Raw genomic sequence first — 15,350 nt, 5'->3', positions numbered from 1 at the left:
TTAGTCTTACCTCTCTATCTCCTCTATGAGGGCTTGTTCACCATCGTTAAGAGTTTTTGGAGAAGAGGCTTTATGGCTTTCTTTATCCTTTCCTTCAATAGCAGGTAAGTCATAGTGAGGAGGCATTTCTAAAGTTTTATTACGCTCAACCCTGTACTCATTGGGACCAGGGGTAACTATCCCTATTGTTTCTTTTACTTTTTTACTGCACGCAGACAGCATTATTACAGTAGCAAATAACCAAAAAATTATACGCACTCAATCTCCTCTTAAATTTATATTTTTCTTAAAATCAAGCTCACGAATCCTATCTGCTTCAGCCTGTATCACAGTGTGATTATATTGAACATCTTGTTGTTGTTCAACAATTTTCTTGGTCTTATAATAATCATGCAATAAGAACATTACACCTAATGAAATAAAGCTATCAGCTAGATTAAATATTGGAAAACCAAAATCTTGATAATGAAAATAAATAAAATCAAATACTGCCCCATTAACAAAACGATCGATCAAATTACCGATAGCCCCACCAATGACAAAACTATAACCAACAAAGCCTGTCATTGTCTTACATTTTAATAAGATATACCATAAATATATTATAACAACAGAGTTAATAACTATAAACAACATATTGCTATACTGATAATAATTTCGGAACATTCCAAAACTAATACCATGGTTCCAGCTATAAACTATATCTAAAAAGCTTGTTACTTTCATGGTTAGACCAATTTTGCCCCTTAGATAATTTATAAACCACCATTTTACTAATTGATCTATAATTACCAATTTAATAACTATACGGCTATTTTGACGAATAATTAGTAATATTCTTTTTAATGTTAATGGTATATGCATATTAAAATTTAATTCTCGATTTTATCTTTTTCCTTAAGTGCCTCTGCTCGTTTTTTTCTATATTCTTCTATACTCATAATCTTGTCTTTTGGAACAAGGTCTATAAATAATTTACCATCAAGATGATCTATTTCATGTTGAATGACCCTAGCTGTAAACCCCTCTGCTTGTCCTTCTATTATTTTGCCCTCTTGGTCAAATGCTCTGTAATTTATTTTCTCATAACGTTTTACTGAACCAGTTACATCTTTTACAGAAAAGCATCCCTCATAATCTTCATGCATTTCAGTGCCAATCGGTTTATAAGATGGGTTAATCCACAGAGTTTTAGGCATAGTTTGAGTTAAATCTGGTCGCCATTTCTTTAAAGAAGGATCATCAGGTACTGCAAAAACAATTACTCTTTTAGAAATTCCTATTTGTGGAGCTGCTAAACCAGCACAATTTTCCTCATTATCAAATTTTCTTATAAGTATTTCTATATCCTTTTTGTCTTCCTTAGATAAAGGGAATTTAACAGAACTTGCAGGTATTCTTATTGATATTTTTGACGATGCTTCTAGATTAGAAATATCTGCAGTTACATAATTTGGCAATGAATCTTCTAGTAATACTGTTCCGTTAAATTTGTTAGGCATATCGTCTCTTCTATTAACTTTAGTTGATTTTTCTGCATATATTATTGCTGTATTACCCCATAAGGCTATCATGATTAATAATTTAGTCAGTTTCTTGACCATAATGTTAGATTCTCCTATTTTTTGTTTGTAGTCTTTTATAAATTATAGCTAACTTGATTAGTATTAAACACCGTGACAATTAAAAAATTGTAGAAAAGTACAAGACGCCTATTAGCAAGACCGCGTAGTGGTCGTGGCAACCCACATTCATTAGATTGCTTCGTCACCACCAAAGTGGCTCCTCGCTAATAAACACCAGTTTATTATACTTTCAGTAGTTCATTGATTCTTGCAATAGATAATCTAGTCATTCTTGCTACTTCCTCAATAGAGTTGCCATTTTTTATCATCATTTTTATTAATTTAGCTTCACCCTCGGCTCTACCCTCGGCTCTACCTCTAGCTTCTCCGATTTGAATCCCTTCTTCTTTCCATACTTGAGCTATACTAGGCATAAGTTCTTCTCCTTTTTCTTTAGTTAAACTATTTTTTAATATTTTTTCTAACTCTATTTTATCATTTTGCTCAATAAAGGTCAAAGTATACTGTAATAGATTTCTTATATGGTCATATCCTATTGTTATTTCACTCAATTTAGGCAAGAGATGAGAGATTTCTTGCCATCTTTTCAGTAATTGACGTTCGTGGATGTGCTTGAGGAAAAATAACAAAATCCCAGACCATACTTTTTTCTTGAGTTCTTCATCAGGAATATCATGTACGTTAATAAGCTGACAATCATTTGTCCAAAAACCTCTGGCTAAATTTGGATGGCTAAATAAATTCCATATATTGAGCGATGCATTATATTTCTTCTTGCCATTATAAAGTATTAGGGGATAAATTACTGGAAGGCTTTTAGCTTTAGGATTAGTAGTTAAATATAGATCACAAATATTAATCATATATTTAAATAATCTAAATGCCATCATTTTATCAACAGTACTTTGATGTTCCAATAGCAAAAAAATATAGCCATCTTGATCATTAAACTTAACAGAAAATAGTACATCTGAAATAGTTTCAGAAAGGTCTGACTCAATAAAACTATCTTTTTCTAATTTTAAAGATGTGCTATCGATTAAAGCCAACACATCCTTCGGCAAATGAGTTGCCAAAAACTCTTTAGCAACTATGGGATTCTCCATAGATTTGCGAAAGATTTCGTCATGTTTTGGCTTGTCTGAAGTCATAATAAAATTTACTTATATAGTATGTTTATTTGCTTTCTCATCTCCAGGTAATATATAACTAGCTCCTTTCCAACTTGATGAAAAATCAAATTCTCTATATGGCTGATCGAGCTTAACTGGCTCGTATACTACTTTTGCTAGAGTTTCATCATATTTAACTTGTACATAACCAGTTAATGGGAAATCTTTTCTAAGAGGATGACCAACAAAATCATAGTCTGTTAGAATACGGCGAATATCATGGCTCCCAGCAAAATTTACCCCAAACATATCATATGCTTCACGCTCATACCAGCAGGCAGCACTAAAGATTTTGGTAATTGAAGGAATTATGTCATTTTCTCCAACCTCAACTTTGACTAGTATACGTTTATTTAATTTAAGACTTAGTAAATTATACACTACTTCAAACCGTTTCAAACGGTCTAAAAAATCAGCAGCAAACAAATCTGTCAACACGGTAAAACGTAAATTCTCAGATTGCTTAATTGACGATAAAAATGGTAACAAGCTTTCTATAGTAGATTTATAAGCAGCAAAATGTATATTTGAACCATTTGACTGTACAGGTAACACAGCTATTTCAAGCTCTTGATTTTTTATCAATTTATCAATAATCTCTTCCATATTATACACTAGCACTCTTAATCTTAAATCTAGTAGTTCTTTTAATTTTCTTTTGTAACTGCATTAAGCCATAAATCAAAGCCTCAGCCGTCGGAGGACAACCTGGTACATATACGTCTACTGGTACTATTTGATCACAGCCACGCACTACTGAGTAGGAATAATGATAATAGCCACCACCATTGGCACAACTTCCCATTGATAGAACCCATTTAGGTTCAGTCATCTGGTCATAAACTTTTCTAAGAGCCGGAGCCATCTTATTGGTTAAGGTTCCTGCAACTATCATTAAATCAGATTGACGGGGGCTTGGTCTAAACAACATACCAAAACGATCCATATCATAACGGCTGGAAGCAGCTTGCATCATTTCTACTGCACAGCAGGCAAGACCAAAGCTCATAGGCCAAAGTGAATTAGCTCTAGCCCAGCCTAGCAAATCATCAAGTTTAGTTATCAAGAATCCTCGATTTGAGATTTCTTCTGCAAGTATCTTGTCTTGATCATATAAATCTATTTCTGCTTTCATGTAATTACTCCCAATCTAATGCTCCTTTTTTCCATTCATATATAAAACCAACAGTAAGTACAAATAAGAAAAACATCATTGAAAAAAAACCAAATTTACCAATTTTCCCAAGCGTAATAGCCCACGGCATCAAAAAAGTTACTTCTAAATCAAAAATAATAAATAAAATAGCTACTAGATAAAAACGTACATCAAATTTGCTCCTAGCATCACCGAAAGGATCAAATCCGCATTCATAACTATCCAGCTTAGCCTTATTATATTTCCGAGGACTCAAAAGCCTCGGTAATGTGACTATTATCAACGACAAAACTGATGCTATAGCAAAAAATACCACTATAGGCAAATATTCTTGTAATATGTGCGATGTTTCCAACATTAGTAATTACCTTAAAAAATTAGTTAGAAATAGTCACTGATCGACGTAATAGTAATTTAAGCAAAATAATCGCCCCAAAGGCACTGCAAACCCACCATACTTGCCAAATATTAAATGAGATCATACCTATTATATAATAATTTATAAAGCAAGCATAGGCAACAGACTTGTAATTTAACGTATCTATATCTATTTCCTTACTTGCTAGATTCATCTTATCATATTTAGAGGACTGCACTAAGCTTATATTACTAATTTTTTGAATATATTTATAAATTAAAGATAAAAATAGTATCAAACCTATTAAGCCCATTTCAAATAAAATTTGCATTATATTATTATGTGGGTGTAGAGGTAATGGTGACCAAGTCCATTGATGATAGCTAACCATTTGTTCTTTATCAACTTTAAAATTTCTTGACGAAGCAAATCCATAGCCCAAAATTGGTTTCTTGATAATTTGCTTGGCAACAAAGTGCCAAATAAACACCCGATGCTTAGCAGTATCAGGTAGAAATTTAGCATAGTTCTCTAATGCATAATATGGTTGTATTTTATAGCTAATTATCGGCATCATTATCGAACCGGTGAGCATAGCCAAGGTAAATAATTTCAAAAAAATAGATTGCAATGCTTTGGTTGCTAACAGCCTATTTGTTAAAAATACTAACCCACCTACGGTAAATGCTAAAAAGCTTGCCAAACTATCTGAGATAAATAATAAATAAAAAATTAACAGATAATATATTAGTGCCAATAGATATTTATGATATAGTATCAGTATAGCAATGAGTAACCAGGAAAGAACTGACAATAAAGAACAGCCCCGATCAAGAAGGAATAAAAAGAACTGACCGGAAGAATTTGGCTGAAAAATAGTACGAAAGGTTCTTGTTATAATACCATGAGATAGATATTCTATAAAGAATAGAGCAATTGCTGCCACTATTCCTATAATAAAATATATTTTTATTTTGGTTGCATTGATCGGTAATTTGTCAATATTGCTATTTACGATAAACCCTATTAGAACAACTAAAGAAACTTGTAGATAATTAACTAAAGAGGCAGGATAGTTATGTGAATAAAAATTTGTTACAAGACACCAAAGACAAAATAGTAACTCCAATTTCCAATTGGATAGCAAAGTTTTTTTAACAGCAGCATATTGCAAATTAACAAAAATTTTACCTCTTAAAATGGTTAATATAGTTAATAACCAAATAGGAACTATTACTGCTGCAGAGAAACCGGAAATTAATCCAACTGCTGGAAATAACATTACTAACACGTAAATCATGGATTGTATCATTCTTAAATATCCTTATAAACAATCTTTAGCAAAAATTTCATAAATTGGATGCTCAAAGGTGGAAACTGAAATGCTTGATGAGATAAGCCATCCTTGAAAAATTAACATAGGGTCTTCATCAATCTTATGTTCTGTAATGGTTAATAGCATGTAATTATCTCCATTGTAAGGATCAAGATTTTTTATACATTTATGCAATTTAATTTGAATGTTACCAAAATATTGTGGTTCATTAAGCTTTAATAACATTTCCTTTGATGTTGCGGTAATTTTATTTAAAGCAATAATTTTGCCCTGCTGGCAAATTTTTAATTCTGAATTTTCAGCATTATTTGGTATATTGGATAAATTATTGTCGTTAACTTGGCGGTCTTTAATTTCTAAGGCTTTAATTTCTAACTCGTTACTATCTTCATCGGTAGTATCGAAGAATTCTACATCTTGAACGACGTCTTCGGCTTGTCCATAAGGAGAGAGAACACATAAAAAACCGATTATACTAGTAAATATAAGACGTTTCATCAATTTTTGTAGCATTCGGAAATAATAATTCTTTGAGTTATATTGGAGTGGTAGTTATACTACCTTGTAATAAAATTGTATATGTAAAAATTTACATTTTTTTATTGTAATTTATTTTTCTATACTCCATATTGGTAGAGTAACTAATATATAATTAGAGTCAATTGATGAGAAGTTGGCTATATCAAGACTTCTTTTAGAAGTCACTTATGTTGAGGAATTTGAAGGAAACTATCCATCCCAAGCCAGATTATGGATAAATTTTTCCTGAACCACCTAAGAACCTAATACATTTGAGTAAGACTTAATGCAAGCTATTATCCAACTTATATTAACCAATCCACAAATTAAATCTAAATTTAGGACTGGTTTTTCGTACTTGTCTATATTTATTTTTATGGGCTTTGCTACTTTTGTATCTTCATCGATCAATAAATTCGTTAATGATACTATGTCAATTACCATAGCGGAACCAGAAATAGTTGACCCCTTAAAAGAACTATCGGATGAAATATCCCAAATTGTTACAGTCAAAAAAGGTGATACATTAAAAGCAATACTTTTGCATCAACAAATTCCAAGTAAAGAAATAACCCAAATTATAAAAATAGCAAGAGACAAAAATATTGAATCATCTTTAAAGATAGGGCAACAACTGGTTTTTGATTATGAAACAAAACTTATCGAACAAGATGATCAAGACCTTGCTTCCGAGTCACGTACATTGAAAAAACTAACTATAGCGTATGATAAAATCAAATCTCTAGAAATTATTAGAGAAGGTGAAGACCTTCTTGCGAAAGACGTAACCAAAGTTTTCAATAAGCTCCTAACCAAATCGTCGGTAGTTATTAATTCAAACTTTATGTCAGCTTTAAAATCTTTAGGGTTATCAAGTAATAGTATAAGTGAAATGATTAATTCGTATAGTTATCAAATTGATTTTCAACGTCAAATTAAAAATGGTGACACGGTAACTGTTATCACTGAGAAATTTGTTACCAAAGATGGTAAATTTTCCCATCATGGTAAGGTTCTATATGTATCACTTAATTTATCCGGTAAGGAGTATAATATTTTTCGATATTCTCCAAATAATACAGCAAATAATCATGATTTCTTTTCCGAAGATGGTAAAAGTGTTAAAAGAAGTTTGCTTAGAACCCCTATCAAATTAGTTAGAGTTTCCTCACATTATGGTAATAGACATCATCCTACTTTAGGTTATACCAAAATGCATAAAGGAGTTGATTTTGCAGCTCCAACTGGTACGCCAATTTATGCGGCAGGTAATGGGGTGATAACTGAGATAGGCTGGAAATCTGGTTACGGAAAATTCATACAAATTAAACATAGTCAGAATTTATCAACTGCTTATGCCCACGCTTCTAATTTTGCTAAAAACCTTAAACCAGGAAGTATAGTGAAACAAGGGCAAGTAATTGCATATGTCGGTAGTACTGGTAGGACTACTGGAGCACATTTACATTATGAAGTTAAAATAAGTGGTAAGAACGTAAACCCTATGCATGTTAAATCTACCCCTGGTATAGAACTTAGCGGCAAGCAATTGGCACAATTTAAGCAATTTAAAAATAGTATAAGGTCTTTAAGTAGTGAACTTGATAGTAAATCAGAAATTACTGAAAATTCAGCAACGAAATTTCTTTAAAATTTTATCAAAGAAGCTCTATAATTTAAGTTATTATGACTTCAGACAAGCCAAAACATGACGAAATCTTTCGCAAATCTATGGAGAATCCTATAGTTGCTAAAGAGTTTTTGGCAACTCATTTGCCGAAAGATGTGTTGGCTTTAATCGATAGCACATCTTTAAAATTAGAAAAAGATAGTTTTATTGAGCCAGACCTTTCTAAAACTATTTCAGATGTATTATTTTCTGTTAAGTTTAATGATCAGAATGGCTATATTTTTTTGCTATTGGAGCATCAAAGTACTGTTGATAAAATGATGGCATTTAGGTTATTTAAATATATGATTAATATTTGTGATCTATATTTAACTACTAATCCTAAAGCTATAGTCAATTCAGGAGAGTTTGGGGCTAGGAACGATGGAGCGACGCCTATAAGTAATAGGCGAGCGACGAGTGACGACGTCCCCAACTTCTCATCAATTGACTATAAAAGCCTTCCATTAATTTATCCCTTAATAATTTATAATGGCAAGAAGAAATATAACGCATCGCTCAATATATGGAATTTATTTACCCATCCAGATTTAGCCAGAGGTTTTTGGACAAATGATTGTCAGCTTATTAACGTACATGATATCCCCGATGAAGAACTCAAGAAAAAAGTATGGTCTGGGATTTTGTTATTTTTCTTCAAACACATCCACGAACGTCAATTACTGAAAAGATGGCAAGAAATCTCTCATCTCTTGCCTAAATTGAGTAAAATAACAATAGGCTATGATCATATAAGAAATCTATTGAGCTATACTTTGACCTTTATTGAGCAAAATGATAAAATAGAGTTAGAAAAAATATTAAAAAATAGTTTAACTAAAGAAAAAGGAGAAGAACTTATGCCTAGTATAGCTCAAGTATGGAAAGAAGAAGGGATTCAAATCGGAGAAGCTAGAGGTAGAGCCGAGGGTAGAACCGAGGGTAGAGTCGAGGGTAGAGTCGAGGGTGAAGCTAAATTAATAAAAATGATGATAAACAATGGTAACTCTATTGAAGAAGTAGCGAGAATGACTAGATTATCTATTACAAGAATCAATGAATTACTGAAAGTACAATAAGTAATGAATTATTAGATTAGCTATATAAGCAAATTTTATTATGACTCTAGACAAGCCAAAACATGATGAAATCTTTCGCAAATCTATGGAGAATCCTATAGTTGCTAAAGAGTTTTTGGCAACTCATTTGCCGAAAGATGTGTTGGCTTTAATCGATAGCACATCTTTAAAATTAGAAAAAGATAGTTTTATTGAGCCAGACCTTTCTGAAACTATTTCAGATGTATTATTTTCTGTTAAGTTTAATGATCAGGATGGCTATATTTTTTTGCTATTGGAACATCAAAGTACTGTTGATAAAATGATGGCGTTTAGGTTATTTAAATATATGATTAATATTTGTGATCGATATTTAACTACTAATCCTAAAGCTAAAAGCCTTCCAGTAATTTATCCCCTAATACTTTATAATGGCAAGAAGAAATATAATGCATCGCTCAATATATGGAATTTATTTAGCCATCCAAATTTAGCCAGAGGTTTTTGGACAAATGATTGTCAGCTTATTAACGTACATGATATTCCTGATGAAGAACTCAAGAAAAAAGTATGGTCTGGGATTTTGTTATTTTTCCTCAAGCACATCCACGAACGTCAATTACTGAAAAGATGGCAAGAAATCTCTCATCTCTTGCCTAAATTGAGTAAAATAACAATAGGCTATGACCATATAAGAAATCTATTGAGCTATACTTTGACCTTTATTGAGCAAAATGATAAAATAGAGTTAGAAAAAATATTAAAAAATAGTTTAACTAAAGAAAAAGGAGAAGAACTTATGCCTAGTATAGCTCAAGTATGGAAAGAAGAAGGGATTCAAATCGGGCTGCAGGATGGTATCAAAATCGGAGTGCAAGATGGTATTAAAATCGGAGTACAGGATGGTATTAGAATCGGAGAAGCTAGGGGAGAAGCTAGAGGAGAGGCTAAATTAATAAAAATGATGATAAATAATGGTAGCTCTATTGAAGAAGTAGCGAGAATGACTAGATTATCTGTTACAAGAATCAATGAACTATTGAAAGTAGAGTAAATAATGGATTATTAAACTAAAAATTATGTCATTATTTCTTTCACAAAAAAATAAGACTATAGGGATAGTTGGTCTTGGTAAGACTGGTATGGCTGCTTATCAATCGCTAAATAAAGTAGCTAGGATAATTTGTTATGATCAACTAGGTAGTAGTAGGGATGCTTTCAGTAAAATCTATGGAAACGATAATTTGGTTAGCTTGTCTGATCAGCGGTGGCAGGATATTGATAAGATATTGTTAAGTCCAGGTATTCCCTTATCGCATGACATTGTTACCATGGCGAATGTTCGTAATATATCAATAACCTCAGATATAGATTTATTATTTGAGGAAGTTAAGTTTAGAGGGGGGAAGAAAGCTAATTTTATCGGTATAACTGGTACTAATGGTAAGAGTACTACCACTGCTCTAACTGGTCATATTTTACAGTTTTGTGGTTTTGATTATCCAGTTGGCGGGAATATTGGTGTTCCTGCCTTAAGTATGGGATTAGATTGTCAAGGGTATGTATTAGAGCTATCTTCCTTTCAGTTAGACTTATTAAGCAGTTTTAAAGCTAAAATTGCTGTGCTACTTAATATTACCGAGGATCATTTAGATCGGCATAATAATATGCAAGGCTATATTGTCGCTAAAAAGAAAATCTTTGATCGAATGGATAAAGATTCATTTGCCATAATTAGTGTTGATAATGAAATTACCAACAATATTTTCTTAGAGTTACAAAAGGAGAATACCACAAATTTAATACCAATCTCTGTTGGTAAAATCCTTGATAAAGGAGTATCAATTTGTAATAATGTTGTTTATGACAATATTTTTGAACCAATTACTATTAATTTGCCAAATAATAGCTATCTACAAGGCATCCATAATCAGGAAAATATTGTTGCCAGTTATGCGGCTTGTCGGATTATAGGGGTAAGACCAGAACAAATAATTGCTGCTATCGAGTTGTTTAAGGGGTTGCCGCACAGGATGCAATATGTTGGTACAATATACTCAGATCATTCGAGTATGATAAAATTTTATAACGATAGCAAAGCTACCAATAGCATTGCTGCTTCTAAATCCCTTGCTGCACTTGATAATATATATTGGCTAGCTGGAGGAGTGGCAAAAGAAGGAGGAATAACAAATTTAGCTCCATGGTTTGATAAAATTCATAAGGCTTATCTTTTTGGTCAAGATAAAGAACTTTTTGCATCGTCACTTAAGGGTAGAGTAAATTTTCAAATTTGTCAAAATTTGCAGGAGGCTTTTAATGTTGCAGTTAGAGATGCAATGCAAGATATAGGGAGCATAAAAAATATTTTGTTAGCTCCAGCTTGTGCCTCTTACGATCAATTTAAAAATTTTGAAGAACGCGGAAATCTATTTATAGAATTATATAATATTATTGCTAACCATGATTAAAGATAATCATAATAATGAATTATCTAACAATTACCTAAAATGGTGGTGGCGTAGTATCGACCAGCAAATGATTATTGCTTTAGTAATCCTGTTTGTTTTTAGTATGATGTTGGTTACTACAGCTGGACCAGTAATAGCAAATAGAATAGGACTCAATGAGCATTATTTTGCCTCTAGACAATTATTTTATCTTGCTAGTGCATCGCTATTGATCATTCTTTTTTCCCTTTTTTCCAAAAAATGGTTAAAGAGATTGTCAATTTTAGGATTTATTGTCAGCATATTGTTATTAATTTTAGTTAAATTCTATGGTTATGAAGTTAAGGGGGCTATTCGCTGGATTAATATTTTAGGTTTTTCGATGCAGCCTTCAGAATTTATAAAACCATTTTTTGCGGTAGTGGCTGGTTGGATATTGTCACTGAAATTTGAGGGGGAATTTCCAAGTTTTTCTATTTGTATAGTTCTGTATGGTATCATTGCTTTATTATTAATTATCCAGCCAGATTTTGGTATGTTAGTGATGGTTACTGCAGTTTTTGGTATTCAGCTTTTTGTTGCTGGTATGCCAATATTTTGGATTATGCTTGCTGCTTTTATGTTGTTATTTGGTGTTACAGCAGCTTATTTTTGGCTGCCTCATGTAGCGAAAAGGATTAATAGTTTTTTTGATCCAGAGAGTATTAGTAATTATCAAGTTAGTAAGTCAATCAGAGCATTTGAGCATGGTGGTTTATATGGTTGTGGTCCTGGTGAAGGAGCGGTAAAACAAGTATTGCCGGATTCTCATGCTGATTTTATTTTTGCTGTTGCTGGTGAGGAATTTGGGGCGATTATCTGCTTGATAATTATAGGAATATTTGCTTTTATAGTGATTCGTAGTTTACTGAAACTCATTAACGAAGAAGATAAATTTGTTCAATTGGCAGCAAGTGGTATTGTTGCACAGATAGGTTTACAAGCCTTAATTAATATAGGTGTTACCTTGAATTTATTACCAACCAAAGGGATGACATTACCATTTATTAGCTATGGTGGTTCTTCAACTTTTGCCATAGCTATTGCTACAGGGATGCTGCTTGGTTTTACCAAACATAAAACTTCCCTTACTAACTATAAAATTCAAGATATTGACATATGAAGAGTATAATTGTTGTTGGTGGTGGTACGGCAGGTCATCTATTTCCCGCTATTGCTTTGGCTGAAGAATTGGTGAAACGCGGGTATAAATTACACCTTATTACTGACGTTAGATGCCAAAAATATTTAACTGAAGATTTACCGCTCATTCCACATATAATAAATTTTAGATTGCCACCGAAAGGGTTGTTTAATAAGTTTAAATTATTAATTTATTTATTATTTATGATTTTTAAGATGTTATTGCTATTAGTGCAGGTCAAACCTTGTGTTATAATTGGGTTTGGTGGCTATCCCTCTGCTCCTCCTTTGATAGCAGCTGTATTGTTACGTATTCCTATCGTAATTTATGAACAAAACTGCTTTATTGGTAAGGTCAATAGATTATTCTTAAAATGGGCCAGAAGAGTTGCGCTTACCTATGAGGAAACTAAAAATTATAATATTGTTGACTATAATAAGAAATTAGTTATAGGAAATATAGTACGGGATAATGTTAAAAAACTGAAAGTTAAGGATAATTTTAGCAATGATATTTTTCGAATATTGATTTTTGGTGGAAGTCAGGGAGCAAAGGTTTTTTCTACTTTAATACCGGAAGCGATTAAGATATTAGTGCAATCAAATCCTGATATTAAACTACATATTACCCAACAAGCTCCTCCAGAAGATTTAGACAATATTGCTAAAATTTATAGTGAATTAAACATCCCACATAAAGTAGCCGATTTCTTTTATGATATGGATCAGCAATATGCCAATCAAGAACTAGTAATATCAAGGGCTGGGGCATCAACTATTTCTGAGCTTAGCTATATTGGCTTGCCGGCAATTTTTATTCCGCTACCTTTTGCTACTGAAAACCATCAATTCTATAATGCCAAGGCACTGGAAGATAGTGGGGCAGGGTGGTGTTTTGAACAAAATAAAATTACTGCAGAAAAATTAGCCGGTAAACTCTTAGTGCTAATAAAAAATCGTGATATACTGGAGCGGGCATCTTGTGAATTATTAAAGCGGAAAAATGACGGTAGTAATATTTTAGCTGATACAGTAGAAGAAATAGTAAACTGATTTCTTTGGGTTGATAGTCAATTTAAGGAAAAACGCAAGCTAATCGTCTTATTAGCGGGAGGAGAAGACGTCTAGGAAGTTGCCTTCTAGCGGGAATTTATTGTATTTCTATAGGAACTTCTATGATTCCTAGAGGGGTGATGGTGTGATTATCATCAATATCAACATGCTTACTAAAGTTTGCATCGGAGGACTTTAAGTGCAAAAAATCTTCATTTAATATTTTTGGAGGGGGGAGAGAACTTAAATAATAGGGATTTCCTGAATTAAGATACTTCTTTGATATTTTAAGAATAATATCAGGTAATTCTAAAAAATGCTCTTGTATAAATGCATCTATTTTTTGGCAATCTAAATTCCCATTATTTTGTTTAGCAAATAAAGCTATTAATTCTTGATTCATCTTATAAAATATTAGATACCTTATATCATGAGACTCAAGTGCCATTTTAGTTATTTTGTTAATTTTAAAAATGGAAAGAGTGTTTGGTAATTCGCCAGTTAGGTATTCATAAATATTGATAACTAAATTTAGATTCTCTATGACTAATTTTTTTGAAGTTGTGTTTTCTAAATGATAGGTAATATTGTTTTTAGTAAAGCTGACTTTAGTACCTATAGGGAGTAGAAGTGAGGTAATAGAATCTTTATTTAATATAGAGACATGATCACAAAGAGAATCTAAGGAGCTTTGATTTTGAAAAGTACAATAATCTTTCTCTAAAGGTAACTTAACTGCACCTGCTAAAGGTAACTTAACTGCACCTGTGGGATTTAAGGCAACTACTATATCAATTGGATATTTTACAGTTAGCGTTATATCTTTGAGTACTTCGAAGTAATAACGTTCAGGTCTGCTAATATATGGCATTTTATTGCAAAAAAAGGTTCTGTTTCCGGTAATAACTAAGTGATCTTTAGTAGGTTTTGGCATATATAAAGTCCTTTATTTACTTATGAATAGGCTTTATATAATATTTATTAAAAAGTACAAGATAAATTTGGGTCAATCAGCTTGTTTTTTCCCTATAACTACTTCCTGGTTAATTGATCCTTGCAACTTGGGTGATTTTGTGTCATTAATTATGTTACTATAAAATTATCGGACTAATTTATGTTAAAAAAAGTTATTATTATAGTTTTGGGAGTATCCCTACTTTCAGGTTGTACTGATGGGTTTAGAGGATATTTCAAAAAATCTGCTAATAATAAAATTATAGATAGTAAAGGTTTTGCCGGTGGCAAACGTCCACCGCTTTATAATAAGAAATATATAGCGATGGCAAAAAGAAATGTTATGGAAGAAAATTTTGATGATGATGAGGGGGATTTGTTTAGTGAATATGATACTGAAACAATCAATCCAACTTTAAGAAATCGTCAAATGTATATTAAGATGGTAAAACAAGATGCAGAACGTAATGAAAAACGCAAGCAAAATCAAGAAAAAGAATATCCTTCATTGAATTCGGCAAATGATAAGCTGAAGAAACAAAATAATGGTAAGAATGATCAAGCAAACAATAATTTGCACAAAGAGCTAGAGCAAATTAAAGCTATGTTACGTGAAACTAAAAAAGATTTAGAAAAATATAAATGTCCTGCACGACAAACTACTAACCAACAAACTGTTGATAAAGTTTTACCAAATAAAGTTTTACCAAGTAAACCTAAAGCAAATAGTCATAAAAAAATTAAAAGGGTAGAAACTAACAAGGCAGTCGGTAAATCAGAGATGCAGAAAAAATTTCTCAGTGAAGATGATGATATAAAGGCAACTGGTACTAATTAATTCGTCTTTATGAATAAGC

Annotated in this window: 17 protein-coding genes; 7 read left to right on the top strand and 10 right to left on the bottom strand. The window is 32.1% G+C overall.

What is annotated here, in order from left to right; translation table 11 throughout:
* Nucleotides 1-6: 6 nt before the first annotated feature.
* From ACFELY_RS06990 to ACFELY_RS06950, 9 genes are all read right to left on the bottom strand, one after another.
* Nucleotides 7-258, bottom strand: a complete 252-nt coding sequence (locus ACFELY_RS06990; protein WP_341758995.1) for a DUF3035 domain-containing protein — start codon at nt 256-258, stop codon at nt 7-9.
* A complete protein-coding gene (gene lspA / locus ACFELY_RS06985) occupies nt 259-864 on the bottom strand; it encodes a signal peptidase II (RefSeq protein ID WP_375334030.1) in 606 nt (201 codons plus the stop codon). It lies immediately after the preceding gene.
* Nucleotides 865-872: 8 nt separating this feature from the next.
* A complete protein-coding gene (locus tag ACFELY_RS06980; RefSeq protein WP_375334029.1) occupies nt 873-1,604 on the bottom strand; it encodes a peptide deformylase in 732 nt (243 codons plus the stop codon).
* Nucleotides 1,605-1,807: 203 nt separating this feature from the next.
* A complete protein-coding gene (locus tag ACFELY_RS06975; RefSeq protein WP_375334028.1) occupies nt 1,808-2,737 on the bottom strand; it encodes an Rpn family recombination-promoting nuclease/putative transposase in 930 nt (309 codons plus the stop codon).
* A 12-nt stretch (nt 2,738-2,749) separates the two neighbouring features.
* A complete protein-coding gene (locus ACFELY_RS06970; protein WP_375334027.1) occupies nt 2,750-3,364 on the bottom strand; it encodes an NADH-quinone oxidoreductase subunit C in 615 nt (204 codons plus the stop codon).
* Nucleotide 3,365: 1 nt separating this feature from the next.
* Nucleotides 3,366-3,893, bottom strand: coding sequence for a NuoB/complex I 20 kDa subunit family protein (locus ACFELY_RS06965; RefSeq protein WP_341758998.1), 528 nt, complete (start codon nt 3,891-3,893; stop codon nt 3,366-3,368).
* Nucleotides 3,894-3,897: 4 nt separating this feature from the next.
* A complete protein-coding gene (locus ACFELY_RS06960) occupies nt 3,898-4,272 on the bottom strand; it encodes an NADH-quinone oxidoreductase subunit A (RefSeq protein WP_250310787.1) in 375 nt (124 codons plus the stop codon).
* A gap of 19 nt (nt 4,273-4,291) precedes the next feature.
* Complete coding sequence (locus ACFELY_RS06955; RefSeq protein ID WP_375334026.1) at nt 4,292-5,584, bottom strand: O-antigen ligase family protein; 1,293 nt, start codon at nt 5,582-5,584, stop codon at nt 4,292-4,294.
* 12 nt (nt 5,585-5,596) lie between these two features.
* Nucleotides 5,597-6,121 carry a DUF2155 domain-containing protein gene (locus tag ACFELY_RS06950; protein WP_239832714.1) on the bottom strand — a complete coding sequence of 175 codons (525 nt, stop codon included), beginning with the start codon at nt 6,119-6,121 and terminating at the stop codon, nt 5,597-5,599.
* 292 nt (nt 6,122-6,413) lie between these two features.
* Between ACFELY_RS06950 and ACFELY_RS06945 the strand changes: the two genes are divergently transcribed.
* Genes ACFELY_RS06945 through murG form a run of 6 tightly spaced genes read left to right on the top strand, consistent with a single transcriptional unit; the run spans nt 6,414 to nt 13,539 of the window.
* Nucleotides 6,414-7,778, top strand: coding sequence for a M23 family metallopeptidase (locus ACFELY_RS06945; RefSeq protein ID WP_375329756.1), 1,365 nt, complete (start codon nt 6,414-6,416; stop codon nt 7,776-7,778).
* A 35-nt stretch (nt 7,779-7,813) separates the two neighbouring features.
* Nucleotides 7,814-8,875 carry an Rpn family recombination-promoting nuclease/putative transposase gene (locus ACFELY_RS06940; RefSeq protein WP_375334025.1) on the top strand — a complete coding sequence of 354 codons (1,062 nt, stop codon included), beginning with the start codon at nt 7,814-7,816 and terminating at the stop codon, nt 8,873-8,875.
* A 40-nt stretch (nt 8,876-8,915) separates the two neighbouring features.
* Nucleotides 8,916-9,908: an Rpn family recombination-promoting nuclease/putative transposase gene (locus tag ACFELY_RS06935; protein ID WP_375334024.1), complete on the top strand. Its 993-nt coding sequence runs from the start codon at nt 8,916-8,918 to the stop codon at nt 9,906-9,908.
* Between the two features lie 25 nt (nt 9,909-9,933).
* A complete protein-coding gene (gene murD, locus ACFELY_RS06930) occupies nt 9,934-11,325 on the top strand; it encodes a UDP-N-acetylmuramoyl-L-alanine--D-glutamate ligase (protein WP_375334023.1) in 1,392 nt (463 codons plus the stop codon).
* Complete coding sequence (gene ftsW, locus ACFELY_RS06925) at nt 11,318-12,466, top strand: putative lipid II flippase FtsW (protein WP_094648599.1); 1,149 nt, start codon at nt 11,318-11,320, stop codon at nt 12,464-12,466. Before murD ends, ftsW begins: the two co-directional genes overlap by 8 nt.
* Nucleotides 12,463-13,539, top strand: a complete 1,077-nt coding sequence (gene murG / locus ACFELY_RS06920) for an undecaprenyldiphospho-muramoylpentapeptide beta-N-acetylglucosaminyltransferase (RefSeq protein ID WP_375334022.1) — start codon at nt 12,463-12,465, stop codon at nt 13,537-13,539. The genes ftsW and murG overlap by 4 nt, the downstream gene beginning before the upstream one ends.
* Nucleotides 13,540-13,636: 97 nt before the next feature.
* Here the strand turns inward: murG and ACFELY_RS06915 are convergent, their stop codons facing one another.
* Nucleotides 13,637-14,473, bottom strand: coding sequence for a hypothetical protein (locus ACFELY_RS06915; RefSeq protein WP_375334021.1), 837 nt, complete (start codon nt 14,471-14,473; stop codon nt 13,637-13,639).
* Nucleotides 14,474-14,653: 180 nt separating this feature from the next.
* Here ACFELY_RS06915 and ACFELY_RS06910 point away from each other — a divergent pair, with 180 nt between their 5' ends.
* A complete protein-coding gene (locus ACFELY_RS06910; RefSeq protein WP_375334020.1) occupies nt 14,654-15,331 on the top strand; it encodes a hypothetical protein in 678 nt (225 codons plus the stop codon).
* The last annotated feature ends 19 nt before the right edge of the window (nt 15,332-15,350 follow it).

The sequence above is a fragment of the Candidatus Tisiphia endosymbiont of Xenochironomus xenolabis genome (assembly GCF_964264705.1).
In the GTDB taxonomy this organism is placed as follows: Bacteria; Pseudomonadota; Alphaproteobacteria; order Rickettsiales; family Rickettsiaceae; genus Tisiphia.
The sequence above is the reverse complement of the archived record's forward strand: the minus strand, read 5'-3'. Positions and strand labels throughout refer to the sequence as shown.

Bases quoted from the DNA above. Each gene is read 5' to 3' on its own strand.
- ACFELY_RS06945 (WP_375329756.1), top strand. From the start codon at position 6,414: ATGCAAGCTATTATCCAACTTATATTAACCAATCCACAAATTAAATCT.
- ftsW (WP_094648599.1), top strand. From the start codon at position 11,318: ATGATTAAAGATAATCATAATAATGAATTATCTAACAATTACCTAAAA.
- ACFELY_RS06960 (WP_250310787.1), bottom strand. From the start codon at position 4,272: ATGTTGGAAACATCGCACATATTACAAGAATATTTGCCTATAGTGGTA.
- ACFELY_RS06980 (WP_375334029.1), bottom strand. From the start codon at position 1,604: ATGGTCAAGAAACTGACTAAATTATTAATCATGATAGCCTTATGGGGT.
- ACFELY_RS06940 (WP_375334025.1), top strand. From the start codon at position 7,814: ATGACTTCAGACAAGCCAAAACATGACGAAATCTTTCGCAAATCTATG.
- ACFELY_RS06955 (WP_375334026.1), bottom strand. From the start codon at position 5,584: ATGATACAATCCATGATTTACGTGTTAGTAATGTTATTTCCAGCAGTT.
- ACFELY_RS06915 (WP_375334021.1), bottom strand. From the start codon at position 14,473: ATGCCAAAACCTACTAAAGATCACTTAGTTATTACCGGAAACAGAACC.
- ACFELY_RS06935 (WP_375334024.1), top strand. From the start codon at position 8,916: ATGACTCTAGACAAGCCAAAACATGATGAAATCTTTCGCAAATCTATG.
- ACFELY_RS06975 (WP_375334028.1), bottom strand. From the start codon at position 2,737: ATGACTTCAGACAAGCCAAAACATGACGAAATCTTTCGCAAATCTATG.
- murD (WP_375334023.1), top strand. From the start codon at position 9,934: ATGTCATTATTTCTTTCACAAAAAAATAAGACTATAGGGATAGTTGGT.
- ACFELY_RS06910 (WP_375334020.1), top strand. From the start codon at position 14,654: ATGTTAAAAAAAGTTATTATTATAGTTTTGGGAGTATCCCTACTTTCA.
- ACFELY_RS06965 (WP_341758998.1), bottom strand. From the start codon at position 3,893: ATGAAAGCAGAAATAGATTTATATGATCAAGACAAGATACTTGCAGAA.
- murG (WP_375334022.1), top strand. From the start codon at position 12,463: ATGAAGAGTATAATTGTTGTTGGTGGTGGTACGGCAGGTCATCTATTT.
- ACFELY_RS06970 (WP_375334027.1), bottom strand. From the start codon at position 3,364: ATGGAAGAGATTATTGATAAATTGATAAAAAATCAAGAGCTTGAAATA.
- lspA (WP_375334030.1), bottom strand. From the start codon at position 864: ATGCATATACCATTAACATTAAAAAGAATATTACTAATTATTCGTCAA.
- ACFELY_RS06950 (WP_239832714.1), bottom strand. From the start codon at position 6,121: ATGCTACAAAAATTGATGAAACGTCTTATATTTACTAGTATAATCGGT.